The organism is Rossellomorea sp. QJM3NY_18 (genome assembly GCF_056173145.1).
The window spans coordinates 1936254-1953503 of the sequence record NZ_CM149659.1 but is presented as its reverse complement, the minus strand read 5'-3'; the positions used below and the strand labels follow the sequence as shown (position 1 = coordinate 1953503).

Genomic DNA, 17250 nt, shown 5'->3' with positions numbered 1-17250 from the left:
CTATTCTCGACTATTCATTATATCATACGGACCATGGTTGAAGCATGTAGTAGATTGAGGAAACGCATATGGTATTGGCCTATTTCAAAAAAAAATCCGCTTCCTATTTATAGGAGCGAACTTTCTGTTTATCTATTCAGCTTGCTTGGCGATACTCGTTTCATCCTGTATACAAGCGGACTTTGCTTTTGGTTTATACACGAACTTATATAGCAGGTAACCAATCAGGAGCACTGCCCCTCCAATGAGAAGATAGGTCTGAATATGACTCATCATGGATTGAACGGATTTCAAATTGCCATTTTTCCCGACAATTAACATCGTGAGGGTGATCGGGAATATTCCTATGAAGGTTAAACCTCCGAATTTCCACTTGTTCACTTTACTGATACCTGCAACATATGAGACATAATTACCGATGCCGAGGGGTCTCGTAATCGCTATACTCCACAAACCACATTTTCGGAACCACTTCTGCCCCTTTTCAATTTTCTTGGAGCTGGTTTTTTCCTTGATTTTATCCTTCAGCTTAAATCCAATCCCATATGGTATGAAACTGAAAATGGTATAAATTGCACTGCTGGTGAGGGCTAATATCAAAAGCTTTAGCCACGATGGATCCAGTACGTACCCATAAGTCAGCGTCACAAGGGCTCCTGGAAAAGGCAATGAGGACGCTTCAATGGCATTTCCAGCGAATAACCCCCACATTCCTAACTCCTTAATTAATTTCATGACAAACTCCAACATCGGCCTTTCCCTCCACGATTCATTTATATACCCTTTTCCCTCTTTCACCCATTAAAAACTCATATAAAGGATAAGATTTCATCCACTGGAGGGAATTAATGTTAGGTGATGGGTACATTAATGAATTTCATCAATGAATGTTGGACCATCTATTTTCCACTGATTTTCCAATGAATCCCTGTGTAAATAGAAAACAACATTCTTTTCCCCTTGTGAATGATCAGACCTGATCCATTTCACCTTGAATTCTATGTTCATTGCCACAAGAGCAGGCAAGTCCTCAACCGGGAGTATGGATCTTTGGGTAATCTGGAAATGTTTCACTGAAGCAAGGGCCTTACGATTGTTTCCGGTCATGATTTGTGAAAGAAGTCTTTCGTCTTGTTGGTTAATGGCAATCTCAAGTACGCTGATTATTTCATATGGATCCAAACGGTACAGGAAATTGTCCAGATCACCACCTGCTTTCAATATCATGACTTTATGGGCTAAGTCTGGAGTCGGGGTCTTATGCGTCGTACTTCCGTAGAAATGGACACAGAAATGCCCTGGAAAATTATTTTGGAGTGCTCCGGCACCATGAGGCATTCCATTCATTGAGGCAGCAATGAGCTGATCATGAACCAATACCAAAATGGCACGACGATCCCAACTCCACTTTCCTTCGTAAATGGCTTTCATTATTTTCGTGTCTTTTTCTGTGACTGGCTGTACATCCGCATGTTTACTTCCTGCCCTTCTCTGCACTTTGAAAGACAAACCTGAATCAACATCAATAATAGTAAAATAAGAATGGTTAGGAATGATTCCCTTTACTTGTTCCCATGGAAGAATCTCAACTTGAAAACTCGGTATGGCATCGGCCGATTTTGCTCCAAAGACAAGGAGCATTGATAGGACGATTGTGAATCTCATCATAAAAAGCATGTACGAAACCTCGTTTTTTCCCCTTAGTTTTAGCACCCTTGTTGCCGGTTCATTCACTCAATTTTTGGAAGTGGCATTTGAACATGAAATAGCTCTCTTATACGGATACTACCAACGAAAGGGAGGATTCATATGCTTTTGATTAAACTGACTGCGATAGGTCTGTTAGTGTTTCCGGCAATGGGGAGTCAAGATCACCTACATATCCAATCACCAAATCACACACCCATTTCAGTTGACCGTCACTACCTGGGAGTACCATTGTTGGATGAACCGTTAATGAATGAGAAACACTATGAGGATTTTGTTTCTCAAGTCCAGACTATGGTCTACACCCCTCCACGTAATGCCTATATTAATGAACATGGCCGGATAGTCCCCGAAGAGGCTGGATATAAGCTCCATGAAAGGAAGTTTCGTGATCTGGTCGAGGGTTTCTTATTCTCAAAGGGATCGGGATTGATCGAACCTCCTTTGTTGACCTTATATCCAAAGGTGGATAGTGAAATTCTCGCTCACATACGAACACAAAAAATAGGGCAATATGTTACGTACTTTAATAAACATAATGAAGAGCGAACGCAGAATATTATCCTGGCAACTAAAAAAATCAACAACACGGTTGTGTTTCCAGGGGAAGTGTTCTCTTTTAATGAAGTGGTCGGAAAAAGAACGAAACAAAAGGGTTATAAAAAAGCTCCCGTGATTGTAAGAGGGGAACTTTCAGAGGATATCGGTGGTGGTATCTGCCAGGTTTCTTCGACCTTATATAATGCGGTTGATCAAGCGGGCGTAACCATATTGGAAAGGTATCATCACTCAAAACGTGTGCCATATGTCCCTGAGGGCAGGGATGCAACCGTGAGCTGGTACGGTCCCGATTTCACCTTTAAAAATGCTTATAATCAGCCTCTTCTCATTCGTGCAAAAATTGCAGGTGGGCAAGTGAGCATAACCGTCCATTCATCAGATCTAATCAATGTCAAAAAAAGAAAGGTCCCCAGTGCCTCGGAGGAATTACCGCAGGAAAAACAAGTCGATCATTCCATACAAAATTAAAGGCATCTGCACACAAGCAGATGCCTTTAACCTGATTATTTAAGATGTTGAATCCCTTCAATGACAGTCGATACCAGTCGTTCCAGATCTTCTTCTTCGATGTTTAACGGAGGCGATATTGTCAGGACATTATTGAATCCTGCCACAGTTGCACCATTTTTACCGATGATGACTCCATTCTGTTTACAATATCCTATGACTGCGTTAACTTTATCCAGTTCCAATGGCTCCTTGGTATCCTTATGATTCACCATCTCAATTCCGATCAATAATCCCTTTCCTCTGACATCCCCTACATAGGGGTGGTCCTGAAGGTGATTTTTCAAGGAGTTTAACGTTTTTTCACCCAGGTCTTTTGACCGTTCAAAGAGTCTCTCATTTTCCATGATTTCAATGTTCTTTAAAGCAAGCGCACAGGCTGCAGGATTCCCTCCGAATGTGTTGATATGACGGAAATAATCATAGTCTTCAGATCCCTTAAAAGCTTCATAGATCTCACGTTTCACAGCAGTGGCGGATAACGGGAGATAAGCACTGGTGATACCCTTGGCCATTGTGATGATATCAGGCTTCACGTCATAATTCATAAAGCCGAATGCTTTTCCGGTCCGCCCAAAACCACAAATCACTTCATCTACTATTAAGAGAGCACCATGCTTCACACACACTTCTTTGGCCGCCTTCATATAGTCATCCTGCGGCATGAGGATTCCTCCGCCAGTAATAATTGGTTCCATGATCAGGGCAGCGACTGTTTCACTTAGTTCCCATGTCATGGCCTGATCAATTGCCTTCACTCCCGGAAGGTCATGGGGATTCCCCCCTGTCACTTCATCTCGGTATGCGTCCGGAGGAGCAATATGGTGAAACCCGGGAGCCAATGGTTCATACTTAAATTTTCGCTGAGCCTGACCTGTAGCAGCCAATGCCCCCATAGTATTGCCGTGATACCCTCTATACCGGGAGAAAATTTTATATCTTCCGTGCTCATCGTTTTGTTGATGATACTGCCGGGCGATCTTAAAGGCCGTTTCATTGGCTTCAGATCCACTGTTAGAGAAGAAAATCACATAGTCATCACCAAGTAATTGATTTAACTTCTCTGCAAGTTCAATGGCTGGCTTATGACTTTGGGTAAGAGGAAAGTAAGCCATTTTCTTGAGCTGCTCGTAAGCTGCCTCTGCTAACTCCTGTCGTCCATACCCAACGTTTACACACCATAATCCTGCCATACCATCAAGATACTTCTGTCCATCCTGATCAGTTATCCACGATCCGTGAGATTCTGTCACAACCATCGTTCCCTCGGGATTATATGGTTTCATGGAGTGCCAAATGAGTTTCTCATCCTGCTTTAACCATACATCCTGAGAGTGACCTGCTTTTACCATGAAGATTCCTCCTAACCCTGATTAAAAATCAAATCGAGAAGTGATCATTTTCTTCCTAGTATAGAAATTTACTCCGTCTTTACCATTTACATGCATATCTCCATAGAAAGAATCCTTCCACCCTGAAAATGGGAAGAATGCCATTGTCGCAGGAACCCCCACATTAATTCCCAACATCCCTGCGTCTGCTTCCTCCCTGAACTGTCGTACGGCGCCGGCGTCTTTCGTATAGATCGTTGCACCATTACCGTATCTTGACTGGCGGATGTAATCCAGTCCCTGGTCCAGATCTTCTGCTCTTAAAAGACTGAGGATAGGTGCAAACATTTCTTCTTTCGCAATCGTCATTTCTGGTGTCACATGGTCAAAGATCGTCGCCCCCAAGAAGTTCCCTTCCTTGAAGTCTTCCATCTCTTTCCGGCCGTCCCTAATGAGTGACGCTCCTTCTTGTAAGCCTTTTTCAATATAACCGAGAGTCTTCTCCCGATTTTCCTTCCGAATGACCGGAGTTAGCAGTACTTCCTCATCCATCCCGTTCCCTATACATAGTTCGTCTGCTTTTTTACTTAAAGCCTTCACAAACTCTTCATTGTCCCCAACCACCACAACTGCACTGCATGCCATGCATCTCTGCCCTGCACTGCCAAATGCTGAACTGATGATATGTTCAGCCGCTTTATTGAAATCCGCATCAGGCATGACGACATGATGATTTTTTGCTCCCGATAGTGCCTGAACCCTCTTTCCTTGTGAAGCGGCCTGTTGATACACATATTTCGCAACCGGCTGGGAGCCGACAAATGAGATGGCCGCAATGTCCTTATTCTCCAGTAAGCCATTCACCACATCATGGGCGCCGTGCACCACGTTTAAGACCCCGTCAGGCATTCCCGCCTCTGTTAACAGTTCTGCAAGTCTATTGGCTAAGATCGGGGTTCTTTCAGATGGCTTCAATACGAAAGTATTTCCACATGCGATGGCAAGGGGGAACATCCATAACGGGACCATCATAGGGAAGTTAAATGGAGTAATCCCCCCCACAACACCGAGTGGATAGCGAAACATTTCAGAGTCGATATCTTCCGCAATCCCACTGAGGGTCTCTCCCATCATGAGTGTGGGTGCTCCGCAAGCAAATTCCACACATTCTAATCCACGCTGAACTTCCCCATACGCTTCTTTGAATGACTTTCCATTTTCCTGCACAACCAGTCTGGCCAGATCATCGTGATTGTCTGAAAGCAATGAATGATATTTATACAGGATTCGGGCACGTTTTGGCACCGGGGTCTTTTTCCAGGTTCCTGAGGCAATCTTCGCAGCTTTCACAGCCATCGCTACATCTTCTTTAGTAGATATCGGCACCCTTGCAATCTCTTCATTCGTGGCAGGATTCAAGACTTCCAATGTTTGTGAGCTGAGGGAGTCCACCCACTTACCACCAATATAATTTTTCAATACTGCCACATCTTTTTTTATTACAGTCATATTCAGTTCCTCCTTGTTACTTTTTTCGATAAGATATCCCCAAAGAAATTCAGAACTTTCTGTATACTGGATACTTTCATTATGAAAGAAAACGTCTGGTCATTCATTAGACATTGTGTAACATAACCAAGGGATCCCGCTGGACACTATAGCTGAAAGCTTTGATTTATTGTATCTTAGTCTTCTTCAATAAGCTTAGAGGTTGCAAATAATCATGAGCCGCCAATAGAAATTCGATTGCCACTCGTTTATCCGATCTCATGAAATCTTCACCAAGCAAATCTTCTATTTTCTTCAGTCGATGATAGAGTGTTTGTCTCACAATATATAACCTTTTAGAGGTTTCTTGCTTTGATCCCTGACATGACAGGAAAACTTTAAGTGTCTTCATTAAATTCCCATCATGCTCCCGGTCATAATCAATTAATGGGGAAAGAAACTCTTCTATCATTTCCGACATGTTCACATTCTCATTGACGATTGAAATCAATCTGAATAAATGAAGGTCATCAAAGAAATAATAATGATCTCCTACATCGACTTTCGCACGAAATGTAAGGGTGTCTTTCGCAGTTTCATAGCTTCTATGAATTTCCATCATCTCGAGTTGATATTTACCGGTGGCAAATACTGCATGCGACGACTTTCCAAAAAATCCTGATTTTAATATCTTTTCATATGCTTTGATCAATCTGGCCTTCCAGTCACCGGTTCTCCTGGTATCTAGGAGAATGAAGATTAAATCATGATCTATCCTTTCTGGCACCACTTTGAAACCATATTGCTCAAATATACTTTTTGTTACAAGGTTAAAAAAGGTTAAATCAAGCATTTCTTTCTCAGCCAGTGTATTCGTCTTGCAAATACATACGACACCCCCATGGATCGATACGTTTAGATTCTCCATGAAAGTGGCAAGTCTTTCGTATGATTGATCTCCTTTTAACCACGACATAATCCACTTTGATTCTTCCAAGCGTTTTTGTTCATCAAAATATAGTTCCCTCATCAAATATTGAGCAAGGGCAGTGGACGTCCGGTCAAGTATTAAGAGCTCATATTCACTAAACGGATGATTGTACCGGCAGATGCACAGCTCTGCATACTCCTGATCAAAAAGGATTACTTTCGTCGAAGCAACATGATGATCCTTACTATCTTTGTGCTTATAGTAGTTTTGTAGGAAAAGCTCTTCTTCAGACGAACACATTAAGGGATGAACTTTTACATCTTGTTCTTTCAACTGAAAAAGTACCGGTACATCCAATTCAGTATGTAACATTTGTAGAATATCCCTGCAGTGTTTGACTGACAGCAGCAATTTATTCAGGTTCTGAGCGTAGAAATCAAGTTTCTTGATCATCTCATATTGCTGATTGATTATTACGGCGTGTATATCCTGCGTGATACTGACAAATGGAACTTCTTTTTCAAAAACAATGATGGGGAAATCAGATTCATCCGCCCACTCCAGGACAGCTGCTGGTATGGTAGAGATGTTTGTATCAAGTTCGATACAAAGGGCCGCTGCTTCACAAGCTCCCAACTGATGAATGAGTGAGAGGAAACTGTCTTCCTCCTTCAGGGCAAGACCAGTCGATAGGATCAATTCGTTCCCGTTAAGAAGATTTTTTATGGAAGTGACTTCGACAATGTGGACCCATTTTACTTGTCTTGAGAGACCTCTGTGTCCAGCCATCACCTTAGCATGTTCAAAGTACTTTCTTTCCAGGATATCTTTCACTGAAAAATAAAAATGACTTTTCATCCTTCTCTCCTTCAATTTGGCGTGGAGAAAAAGGATTGGCAGAACCAATCCTTCACTCTTCTTCAGTATGGGGGATTGCAAACTGTATCTCCTCACCCCACCACTTCACTAATTGCTCTTCAGTCAAGTGATCCGATGACAAGACGGTTAATACCCAATGTATTAACTCATCTGTCGTTTGCATACTTTCAGGGCACAGCGTCAAAACTTTGTCTGCGAGAAGATCACCCATGCCGATTAGCCCCCCTTTCAATGATGTGTATGAAATAAAAGATTTGAAAAATACTTTCGTGCATTCGCCGTTTTCACATGCAAAGTGGCGCTTCTTTTATTTTCAGTATGTTTAAAAACTACAAAAGCCCCACTGAGATTTTCGGTGACCTTTTCTATTTTGAAGCCCTTTTGCAGGAGAAAATCAATCTTATCTCTTTCGCTTAAGAACTCTTGATAATCGGACATTTCGACACCCTTTCATTATCCTATTTGGAACCTCTGTAGCCTATTTAAGAAAAACTCGTGCCCGTCGGGGATTTTTCGATAACGTTTTCTTCTGCATCTTCAATGATCCAATCACGGCCTACCGACATTCCCAGATATTTCTCATCACTGGGATCGGAAAGCTCGGCCTGCTCATACTTTTTGAACCACCAATATTTAGCCAATACGTAATAGCAGAGGGCACCTATACCAAATCCAACCAAAAACGAAAAGTTAGGAACGAAATATGAAGCGACTGCTCCGAGGATCCATGATATGAAGCCTGCAAGATTGATTCCTTTCATATACCTGAATTGTCCCCTGTCTTCATATAAGGCGGGCACATTGACCCGGCGTTTTCTTATAAAATAGTAATCTGATATCAATATTCCTACGATTGAGGATAAAATTCCCCCCACAAATAGCAGAACAGGAATGATGATATCGAAAAGGTTCCAGGGCTGAACAATCGTCCCCACGACTCCGGCTGTTAACACACCAGCCCAAAAAGGAAACTTGGGTCCCCCAACATTTGAAAAAATGGTGGCTGCAGGTACTATATTGGCTGCAATATTCGTAGACCACTGTGCCAGGACGATCATCAGGAGGAGGACTCCTAAAACAAATCCACTTGCTGCCTCCTGCAAGGCGACTACAGGATCATAATTCAGTACGGCTATATACGAAATACCGCCGATTAATACCATAAATGCTTGAGTAATCGGTAGGGCTACTAGATTGCCAATGAGTGCACTCCGATTTCTCTTGAACCAATTCCTTTCATTGCTTGGAGCCTTCATGAAGCGCGAAATGGAAGGAATATCTGCTGAAAGTGTTGCCCAAAATCCCATATTACTAAAAATCACTACAAGGAAAGCGGTAAACGTTGCTGCCCCCGTCACCGGACTTTCAACCCAGCTCCAAATATCCCTACCCTGTGAGGCTGCGGAGTTTGATAATGACGAATACATCCAGACTGAGATGAGGATGATGACTGGGGCGGCAAGGTCCGCAAAACGTTCTACAGCTTTAATCCCAAGTGCCGTATTCACCAATTGAAGAACAGCAAAAATCAGGAAACACACAAACCAATTATCAAAACCTGATAATATATTTAGAATTCCGTTCATCGCTGTGGCACCGAAGTATGTGTTGATTCCGAACCACATGGAAGCAGCCAGGCCACGAACCACGGATGGAATATGCGTCCCGATTGTTCCGAAGGGTGCTCTCATGTATACAGGGAAGGATAAACCATGTTCGATCCCGATATCGCCTGTTAAGGTAATAAATAATCCAATCGCAAGGGAACCTATGATTGTGGCTAAAACAACGAGTGGTAGTGGTAATGATACGACACCGGCTCCACCGATTGCGAATGTTGCAAGTACGACGACCATCCCCACCCACATAAAGGAATAACCAAGCTTTGTAACTTTCCTTTCACTTTCTTTGATCGGTAATAAATCAGGAGACTTTAAGTAACTTCTTTTCAACATGAACACCCCATTTTGTTTGCTTCGAATAGCTTTACCAATCTTCTCACAAGAGAGGCGAGTGGGCGCAGTCCCTGCATCCGGCTCGCGAGGAGTCGTTCTAAGATTAAGATGGATGTTTTACAATAAAGGTTATCAGCTCTTAGAGGATTGAAGTGCTGCACTCTCTTCATTTTCCAGCAGGTTACCGTATTTCGCTCTCTTAATATACTTGCCGGTACCCTGTTTTCCTACAAACTTTTTATCTTTGATGACATATTCACCCCTGGATAATACAGACACCGGTTCGCCTTTGATCTTCATGCCTTCAAACGGGTTATAATCTGCTGCCATATGATGGGTCGCAGCAGAGATGACTCTTTCTGCCTCCGGATCAAAGATGACGATATCTGCATCCGATCCAACGGCAACGGTTCCTTTCCGAGGATACAACCCAAACAATTTGGCACTTCTCGTCGACATGATATCCACGAACTGATTCAAGCTTATGCGTCCTTTTTCAACCCCTTCTGAGAATAATATGGATACACGGTCCTCAATGATCGGGCCGCCATTCGGAATTTTAGTGAAATCTTCTTTCCCAAGATCCTTCTGTCCCTGGAAATCAAAAGAACATTGATCAGATCCCAATGTTTGAAGCTGCCCGCTTTTCAAAGCGTTCCATAAAACGTTCTGATGCCACTTTTCCCTGAGTGGAGGCGACCATACGTATTTCGCCCCTTCAAAGTTGGGACGCTCCAAATAAGTTTGATCAAGGACCAGATACTGTGGACATGTTTCACCCCATACATTCAACCCTTTACTCCTCGCCGCTGAAATCTGTTCCACGGCCTCAGAGCATGAAACATGTACAACATATAGTTGTGAATCCGCTAATCCCGTTAGTTTAGCCGCTCTGCCAGTGGCTTCCCCTTCAAGTTCAGGAGGCCTCGTCAAAGCGTGATAAATCGGTTCCGTTTTCCCTTCTTCTAATGCCTTCTCGGTTAAGTATTCAATGACATCCCCATTTTCTGCGTGCACCATGACGAGGGCTCCGAGTTCCTTTGCAGCAACCAGTGTTCTGAATAGGGTTTCATCATCTGCCTGAAATACATTTTTATACGCCATAAACACTTTGAACGATGTGATGCCTTCCTGCTGTATGACATCAGGCAGCTGAGAGAGTACCTCTTGATTGATCTCCCCGACCATCAGGTGGAAGCTATAATCGATTACGGCTTTATCCTTTGATTTTGCATGCCATGTATCGATGGCACTTTGAAGAGGTTCTCCTTTATTCGTTAAACAGAAATCTATGAGGGTCGTTGTCCCACCAAATGCAGCGGCAATCGTTCCGGTTTCAAAGTCATCCTTTGAAACCGTGCCACCAAATGGCATTTCCAGATGTGTATGGGGATCGACTCCTCCTGGAAAAATGAATTTCCCGCTTGCATCGATCACTTCAGCCTCTCCCGGGTCAAACCCTTTTCCAATCCCTGCAATCTTTCCGTCTTGTATCAGGATATCTGCTTTATACGTATCGGTTGCTGTGACAATCGTTCCATTTTGAATGATTTTTTCCATTACGGTACCTCCTGGGTTATTTTACTGCATTTACTTTAGAGCCCGACAGGTTACTCATGACTGCTTGACGTTGGTTCCAGGTCATCGGCATCTGACCACTTGGAACTTCAATCATGTCTATGGCACCATCAACCGGACAGACAATCGAGCATAGATTACATCCGACACAATCTTCCTCCCGCACCTTTAGATAGCTGTTTCCATCAGGATCCTTCAGCATATCAATGCACTGATGAGATGTATCTTCACATGCAATATGGCACTTATTGCAATTGATACACACGTCATTATTAATCTGGGCCACTACGCTATAATTCAGATCCAGATTACCCCAATCGGAAAATCTAGGCACTGACTTTCCAACGATCTCCTGAATGCTTGATATTCCTTTTTCATCTAAATAATTATTCAATCCATCCAGCATATCTTCGACAATCCTGAAACCGTGGTGCATGGCAGCCGTGCATACTTGAACTCCGGAAGCACCCATGAGCATGAACTCAACGGCGTCCTGCCAGTTTGACACTCCCCCCATGCCTGAAATCGGAACATTGATCCTCGGGTTCCTTGCACATTCTGCAACCATGTTCAAGGAAATAGGTTTCACTGCAGGCCCGCAATAGCCACCGTGAGCTCCCTTACCGGCCACATGAGGAATGGTGTTCCATGAATCCAGATCCACTCCCGCAAGACTATTGATCGTGTTGATCATGCTGACAGCATCCGCTCCGCCTCGAACGGCTGCTTCGGCTGTCACGGTAATATCTGTTATATTAGGTGTGAGCTTTACAATGACCGGTGTCTTGGCCACTTCCTTTGCCCAGTAAGTTTGTTTCTCGACCAGCTCAGGTACTTGACCGGAGGCCGATCCCATCCCCCTTTCAGCCATCCCATGGGGACATCCGAAATTCAGTTCCAATCCATCAACGCCTACATCCTCAACTTTTTTGACGATTTCATGCCACTTTTCCTGCTTCGGCTCCACCATTAATGAGGCAATGATGGCGTGCTTCGGGAATCTCTTCTTGGTTTCATATATTTCTTTTAAATTCACTTCCAATGGACGATCCGTAATCAGTTCGATATTGTTGAAACCTGCTACCCTCTGACCGTTAAAGCTTACTGCTGCGAACCGGGATGAAACATTTATAATAGGTTCACCCAACGTCTTCCAAACCGCACCTCCCCAACCAGCCTCGAAAGCCCTTTGAACCTGATACCCTGAGTTCGTTGGTGGCGCAGATGCTAACCAAAATGGATTGGGTGATTTGATCCCCGCTAAATCTATGCTTAAATTCGCCATGGAATTCCCCCCTCTTAAACAGTTTTAACTCGTTTTCACTGTCGAACATATCTCATGCAAATGGTATGCTGCCTGCTTCCCTTGCTCTGCTGCCGTAACGACCATCGCTTCCCCGATGCCTTTACCGAATACGATGTCCCCACAGGCAAAAATTGAAGGATTCGACGTTTGAAAAGTCCCGGGGTCAACCTTCACAACCCCTTCAGAGTGCTCCAACCCGAATTGTTCAATTAGTGAAAGATGACGGGTCTGCCCTATGGCTTTAATGACGACGTCAACCGGCAAAATGAATTCGGAGCCGTTTACCGGAATGGGTCGTCTTCTTCCATCAAGCCCTTGTTCGCCAAGCTCCATCTTGATACATTCAATCCCTGTAACCTCTCCTTTTTCATTCCCGATGATTCTTTGAGGAGCTGTCAACCAACGGAATTCGACACCATCCTGCTTTGCAAATTCGTATTCAAAATCATAAGCTGTCATTTCTTCTTTTGTACGTCGGTATAAGATTTTCACATTCTCTGCTCCTAGACGAATAGAGCAAGTGGCTCCATCTATAGCTGTGTTTCCTGCACCGATCACCACTACTTTTTTACCAATGTACTCGTGATTCAACACGCCACTTTTGGTTTTTTTCACAAACTCAATGGCATCATGGACACCTGTCAGCTCTTCTCCATCAATTCTTAAGTCCGGGACACTAGACATTCCTGCAGCCAGGATGACAAAATCATGTTTCATTGCGATTTCTTCGGCTGATATATCCTGACCCACTTTTACATTTGTCCGGATCTTTACATTCAATTTCTTCACCTGTTCCACTTCCCAATAAGAAATGCTTTGAGGAAGGCGGAACGAAACGATGCCATAAGTATTTAAGCCCCCCGCTTCTTTTTCAGCCTCATAAATCGTTACATCATATCCAAATCGCGCGAGTTCTCTTGCTGCAGAAAGCCCTGCCGGTCCCCCTCCGACGATTCCGACTTTCTTTCCGTTCGGCTCTCCCGCTTTAAAGAGCACAGTGTCATTATGTCTTGCCCAATCTGTTGCATACCGTTGAAGATCCCCGATCATAATGGGTTTGGTTGAAGAATTTAGTACACATGCTCCTTCACATAGCTCCTCTGTCGGACAGACCCTTGAGCAGCTCGCCCCAACGGGATTTGCAGACATGATTGTCTTAGCAGAACCTTTTAAATTCCCTGATGCAATCTTTTTGATAAATGATGGTATATCGATACTGGTTGGACATGCTTGAATGCATGGTGCATCATAGCAATACAAACATCGATTTGCTTCCTCCAATGCCTCCCTGCCTGTTAACCCTTTATGGGTTTCCTGAAAATTTATCTCCAGATTGAGTAATGAAAGTGTGTTGGACAAACTGACTTCCCCCTCTTCATTTCCGATTAATGAATCAAAATGATGGAGCACTCCTTATGACAATAAACACCAGTTCCTGCTTGGTTAAGGAAGTAACGCCGTCATATCGTTATAGGTTTCGGGTCTCCGGTCACGATAAAACTGCCATGTGTCCCTTACTTCTCTTAACAACTTTTTATTCATTTCCCCAATGATCACCTCATCCTGATCCCTGCTCCCAACTGATACAAAGGTTCCTCTCGGATCGACCAGATAGGACTGGCCGTAGAATTCCCCCATATTCCAGGGACCTTCATACCCCACACGATTGATGGCTCCCAAATAGTACCCATTTGCCACTGCATGAGCAGGCTGTTCAAGCTTCCATAAGTATTCGGAAAGCCCTGCTACGGTCGCTGACGGATTAAAGACAATTTCGGCCCCCTTCAATCCTAATAAACGCGCTCCTTCAGGAAAATGCCTGTCATAACAAATATAGACTCCTACCTTGGCATAAGCCGTATCAAATACCGGGTACCCAAGATTTCCCGGTTTGAAATAATATTTCTCCCAGAACCCGTATCCTTCCTCCCCGACCCCCACGTGGGGAATATGCTGTTTTCGATATTTACCCAGGTATGATCCATCTGCGTCGATGACAGCTGCCGTATTATAGTACGTTGCTATTCCTTCCCGCTCGTAGATTGGTAGAACGATGACCACACTCAGTTCTTTGGCCAGATCCTGGAATTGTTTTGTAGTAGGTCCATTCGGGATTTCTTCTGCAGAGTCATACCATTTAGGATTTTGCTCTGAGCAAAAGTACGGCCCATAGAATATCTCCTGTAAGCATATGATCTGGGCACCTTTTTTCGCTGCATCTCTCACTAATTCCACATGCTTTTTTATTGCTTTCTCCTTATGGACGTCCACTGTTTCATTCCCGTCCACATCATGAGATGCCTGAATGAGTCCGATTGTGACTAAGTCTGACATTCCAATTCCCCCAATACGTTAAGATTTTTATAAATTAGTAAGCGCTTTCATTGTTTTTTGCTTCCTATGTAAACACTTACTGGATTTCACTTACGTCTAAATAAATTCTGAATTTTAAGTATTTTCACTTTATTTTAACCCGTACTAAAATAGATTGCATTATACATTCTGTAACATGAACTACCTTCACCATTTGTCGTTAAGTATTATAATCTATTTAATTAGCCATCTTGTCCGTTTCTCATACGGTATCATACGTACCTCGCGAAATTTGTAGAATAATTTGTCTAAATCTTATAAAAATTCAGTTTTTAATCGACAAAGTTCACAATCCTTCATTTATTCCTATCTTTTATGAAAAAAGAATGCACACGCACAAAAAAACAGCCTCTTCAAATGAAAAGGCTGTTCCCTCGATTAACACTATGAATTGACTGATTTCATTTCCAGTGACTGCTGTCTTTCCGGTCTGTACTTTAATACTTGTACAATAAACCAGATCAATACGGCTAACCAAATCATTGCTCCAAGAACCATCGAAACTGAATAGGATAGACCGAACCCTTCTGGTGCATAGAAAATATACGAACTTACCACTCCTGTCATAAACAGTGCGGGAAGGCTGCAAATCCAGTGAAATTTTGCTTTCTGCAATAAATAGATGGAAGCGGTCCATAGCATGACAGTCGCAACTACTTGATTCGACCATCCCACATACCTCCAAAGAAAGGTATAATCGATTTGAGTCAGCAGGAAAGTAGGCACTGCAACCGGGATGACGAGTAATCCGGGAAGCCATTTCCCTTCCATTTCTTTCTTCCGAAAATCGCTCAGTAAATCTGCGAGCATCATACGTGAAGATCTGAGGGCTGTATCCCCTGTCGTCACTGGGAGAATGATGACACCAAGGACTGCAAGTATCCCGCCGAGAGTCCCAAGTGTCGTTTTACTGATTTCATTAACTACTCCAGCAGGTCCTCCTGAAGCCAACGCTTCTTGCAGGCCGGCTGTTCCATTAAAGAATGCCATACCTGCAGCCGCCCAGATCAACGCGATAATCCCTTCAGCTACCATCGCCCCATAAAATACTTTCCGACCTTCACTTTCCCGTTTTAGGGTCCTTGCCAAGATGGGACTTTGAGTGGAATGGAAGCCGGAAATGGCTCCGCATGACACCGTGACCATTAAGAGCGGCCATAAAGGCAGTTCGCCTGGATGCATGTTTTCAAATGTTAAATTCGGGACCGGATGTTCAAAGAAGAATAATCCGATTCCAATTGCTACCGCCATAAATATAAGTATCGCTCCGAAAATCGGATAAATTCTACCGATGATTTTATTGATTGGTAAAACAGTTGCAATCAGAAAATATGTAAAGATAATAACCAGAGAGGTCATAAAATTAAGCGGCGTCACCTCTGCCATAAGTTGCGCCGGCCCCGATGTAAAGGCAGCCGCTACCAGGATCATTAACACGATGGATAAAATGTTCATGACAGACTGAACGGGTTTCCCTAAATATTTCCCTACAATTGTCGGGAACTGTGCCCCATTATGTCTGAGAGAGAGCATTCCGGAAAAATAATCATGTACGGCTCCAGCGAACAATGTCCCTATCACAATCCACAGAAATGCCACAGGACCATATAAAGCACCCAGTATCGCACCGAAGATCGGACCCAATCCCGCAATGTTCAAGAGTTGTACCAGACTTGCCTTCCACCAGCTCATGGGCATATAATCCAAGCCGTCTTTTTTAGCATATGCAGGTGTGATAGTTGAATCATCGATCCCGAAAATCTTTTCTACCACCTTTGAATATAAGAAATAACCAACTACCAGAATACAGATGGATGCAAGAAATGTGAGCATCACGATGTCCTCCCTTCACTAATTGAAATTAACGTTTATTCTAATACGAAGAACGACAAAAAACAACAGAATTTTCTAAAAACATTATTTTTTCAGAATAAATAAACATCAATGGTTTCAAATAAAGCCTATCTAAACAACAATGAAACCGCGTACAATTCTTAAAAAATTTTTTTAATATAATGAAAGACGCATCCCCATTTGGGAATGCGCCTCATCGGAGATTATATTTTAGATTTAGTAAATTTCTCGTGAGCTTTCAAGAAATCTTTATTATTTCTTTCAGTAGCGATCTCCAAAGGGGATTGGGTATCTTTGGTATCTTCTGGTTGGATGGCTCGCCCGTCTCCATAAGCCAGCAGCAAAGAAACGATCTCTGCGCTTCCATCAAAAGCAGCAATATGTAAAGGTGTATGGCCGGATGAATCGCTCTGATTTACATTCGCTCCCTGATTCAGCAGGAACTCCACTAACTCCTTTGACGCTTTCCCGGCAATTCCTGCATGTAATGCTGTGTTGGATGGAATGTAGGATACCTTTGAATTGGAAACGGAATTGATATCCGCACCAAAATTCAGAAGAAGCTCCACAATTTCCTTTTGATCAAAATGCGATGCCACCCCGAGTGCGGTTAAGCCTTGTTCATTTTCTGCATTACAAAGATTCGTATCATTTCTTAACGTTTGTTCCACTACCGCTTTATCTCCCGTTTCGATTGCCTCAAAAAACTCTTCAATTGTAAAGGATGTCATTGACTTCACCTCATTTTTTCATAATTACAAATATTCTACCAATTTATTT

15 protein-coding genes are annotated in these 17250 nt (G+C 43.1%); 1 reads left to right on the top strand and 14 read right to left on the bottom strand.

Going from position 1 to position 17250, the window contains the following annotated elements:
• Positions 1-132 precede the first annotated feature (132 nt).
• Together AC0VXY_RS09945 and AC0VXY_RS09940 are read right to left on the bottom strand one after the other, a co-directional pair.
• On the bottom strand, positions 133-735 hold the full coding sequence (locus AC0VXY_RS09945) for a DedA family protein (RefSeq protein WP_435991128.1): 603 nt from the start codon (positions 733-735) through the stop codon (positions 133-135).
• 132 nt (positions 736-867) lie between these two features.
• Entirely contained in the window at positions 868-1668 is an 801-nt protein-coding gene (locus tag AC0VXY_RS09940) for a hypothetical protein (protein ID WP_475527655.1), read from the bottom strand.
• A 141-nt stretch (positions 1669-1809) separates the two neighbouring features.
• On the opposite strand from AC0VXY_RS09940, the gene AC0VXY_RS09935 reads away from it, so the two are divergent.
• The gene (locus AC0VXY_RS09935) at positions 1810-2736 is read left to right on the top strand and encodes a VanW family protein (RefSeq protein ID WP_475527654.1); all 927 of its coding nucleotides are present in this window, start codon (positions 1810-1812) and stop codon (positions 2734-2736) included.
• A 35-nt stretch (positions 2737-2771) separates the two neighbouring features.
• On the opposite strand, the gene AC0VXY_RS09930 is transcribed toward AC0VXY_RS09935, so the two are convergent.
• From AC0VXY_RS09930 to AC0VXY_RS09875, 12 genes are all read right to left on the bottom strand, one after another.
• On the bottom strand, positions 2772-4127 hold the full coding sequence (locus tag AC0VXY_RS09930) for an aminotransferase (protein WP_475527653.1): 1356 nt from the start codon (positions 4125-4127) through the stop codon (positions 2772-2774).
• A 21-nt stretch (positions 4128-4148) separates the two neighbouring features.
• Positions 4149-5615 (bottom strand): CoA-acylating methylmalonate-semialdehyde dehydrogenase, encoded by a 1467-nt coding sequence (locus AC0VXY_RS09925; RefSeq protein WP_435991136.1) that lies wholly within the window; start codon positions 5613-5615, stop codon positions 4149-4151.
• Between the two features lie 166 nt (positions 5616-5781).
• Complete coding sequence (locus tag AC0VXY_RS09920) at positions 5782-7383, bottom strand: PucR family transcriptional regulator (RefSeq protein ID WP_475527652.1); 1602 nt, start codon at positions 7381-7383, stop codon at positions 5782-5784.
• 52 nt (positions 7384-7435) lie between these two features.
• Complete coding sequence (locus AC0VXY_RS09915) at positions 7436-7615, bottom strand: hypothetical protein (protein WP_475527651.1); 180 nt, start codon at positions 7613-7615, stop codon at positions 7436-7438.
• Positions 7616-7632: 17 nt separating this feature from the next.
• A complete protein-coding gene (locus tag AC0VXY_RS09910; RefSeq protein ID WP_435991142.1) occupies positions 7633-7842 on the bottom strand; it encodes a hypothetical protein in 210 nt (69 codons plus the stop codon).
• A 44-nt stretch (positions 7843-7886) separates the two neighbouring features.
• Complete coding sequence (locus AC0VXY_RS09905) at positions 7887-9359, bottom strand: NCS1 family transporter (RefSeq protein WP_475527650.1); 1473 nt, start codon at positions 9357-9359, stop codon at positions 7887-7889.
• A gap of 132 nt (positions 9360-9491) precedes the next feature.
• The gene (gene hydA / locus AC0VXY_RS09900) at positions 9492-10919 is read right to left on the bottom strand and encodes a dihydropyrimidinase (RefSeq protein ID WP_475527649.1); all 1428 of its coding nucleotides are present in this window, start codon (positions 10917-10919) and stop codon (positions 9492-9494) included.
• 16 nt (positions 10920-10935) lie between these two features.
• Entirely contained in the window at positions 10936-12222 is a 1287-nt protein-coding gene (gene preA / locus AC0VXY_RS09895; protein ID WP_475527648.1) for an NAD-dependent dihydropyrimidine dehydrogenase subunit PreA, read from the bottom strand.
• 24 nt (positions 12223-12246) lie between these two features.
• On the bottom strand, positions 12247-13602 hold the full coding sequence (locus AC0VXY_RS09890; RefSeq protein WP_475527647.1) for an NAD(P)-dependent oxidoreductase: 1356 nt from the start codon (positions 13600-13602) through the stop codon (positions 12247-12249).
• Positions 13603-13686: 84 nt separating this feature from the next.
• On the bottom strand, positions 13687-14577 hold the full coding sequence (locus AC0VXY_RS09885) for a nitrilase-related carbon-nitrogen hydrolase (protein WP_475527646.1): 891 nt from the start codon (positions 14575-14577) through the stop codon (positions 13687-13689).
• 423 nt (positions 14578-15000) lie between these two features.
• Entirely contained in the window at positions 15001-16449 is a 1449-nt protein-coding gene (locus AC0VXY_RS09880) for a carbon starvation CstA family protein (protein ID WP_475527645.1), read from the bottom strand.
• Between the two features lie 224 nt (positions 16450-16673).
• Positions 16674-17201, bottom strand: a complete 528-nt coding sequence (locus AC0VXY_RS09875) for an ankyrin repeat domain-containing protein (RefSeq protein WP_435991156.1) — start codon at positions 17199-17201, stop codon at positions 16674-16676.
• Positions 17202-17250: the final 49 nt, after the last annotated feature.

Bases quoted from the DNA above. Each gene is read 5' to 3' on its own strand.
- AC0VXY_RS09945 (WP_435991128.1), bottom strand. From the start codon at position 735: ATGAAATTAATTAAGGAGTTAGGAATGTGGGGGTTATTCGCTGGAAAT.
- AC0VXY_RS09940 (WP_475527655.1), bottom strand. From the start codon at position 1,668: ATGATGAGATTCACAATCGTCCTATCAATGCTCCTTGTCTTTGGAGCA.
- AC0VXY_RS09935 (WP_475527654.1), top strand. From the start codon at position 1,810: ATGCTTTTGATTAAACTGACTGCGATAGGTCTGTTAGTGTTTCCGGCA.
- AC0VXY_RS09930 (WP_475527653.1), bottom strand. From the start codon at position 4,127: ATGGTAAAAGCAGGTCACTCTCAGGATGTATGGTTAAAGCAGGATGAG.
- AC0VXY_RS09925 (WP_435991136.1), bottom strand. From the start codon at position 5,615: ATGACTGTAATAAAAAAAGATGTGGCAGTATTGAAAAATTATATTGGT.
- AC0VXY_RS09920 (WP_475527652.1), bottom strand. From the start codon at position 7,383: ATGAAAAGTCATTTTTATTTTTCAGTGAAAGATATCCTGGAAAGAAAG.
- AC0VXY_RS09915 (WP_475527651.1), bottom strand. From the start codon at position 7,615: ATGGGTGATCTTCTCGCAGACAAAGTTTTGACGCTGTGCCCTGAAAGT.
- AC0VXY_RS09910 (WP_435991142.1), bottom strand. From the start codon at position 7,842: ATGTCCGATTATCAAGAGTTCTTAAGCGAAAGAGATAAGATTGATTTT.
- AC0VXY_RS09905 (WP_475527650.1), bottom strand. From the start codon at position 9,359: ATGTTGAAAAGAAGTTACTTAAAGTCTCCTGATTTATTACCGATCAAA.
- hydA (WP_475527649.1), bottom strand. From the start codon at position 10,919: ATGGAAAAAATCATTCAAAATGGAACGATTGTCACAGCAACCGATACG.
- preA (WP_475527648.1), bottom strand. From the start codon at position 12,222: ATGGCGAATTTAAGCATAGATTTAGCGGGGATCAAATCACCCAATCCA.
- AC0VXY_RS09885 (WP_475527646.1), bottom strand. From the start codon at position 14,577: ATGTCAGACTTAGTCACAATCGGACTCATTCAGGCATCTCATGATGTG.
- AC0VXY_RS09880 (WP_475527645.1), bottom strand. From the start codon at position 16,449: ATGCTCACATTTCTTGCATCCATCTGTATTCTGGTAGTTGGTTATTTC.
- AC0VXY_RS09875 (WP_435991156.1), bottom strand. From the start codon at position 17,201: ATGACATCCTTTACAATTGAAGAGTTTTTTGAGGCAATCGAAACGGGA.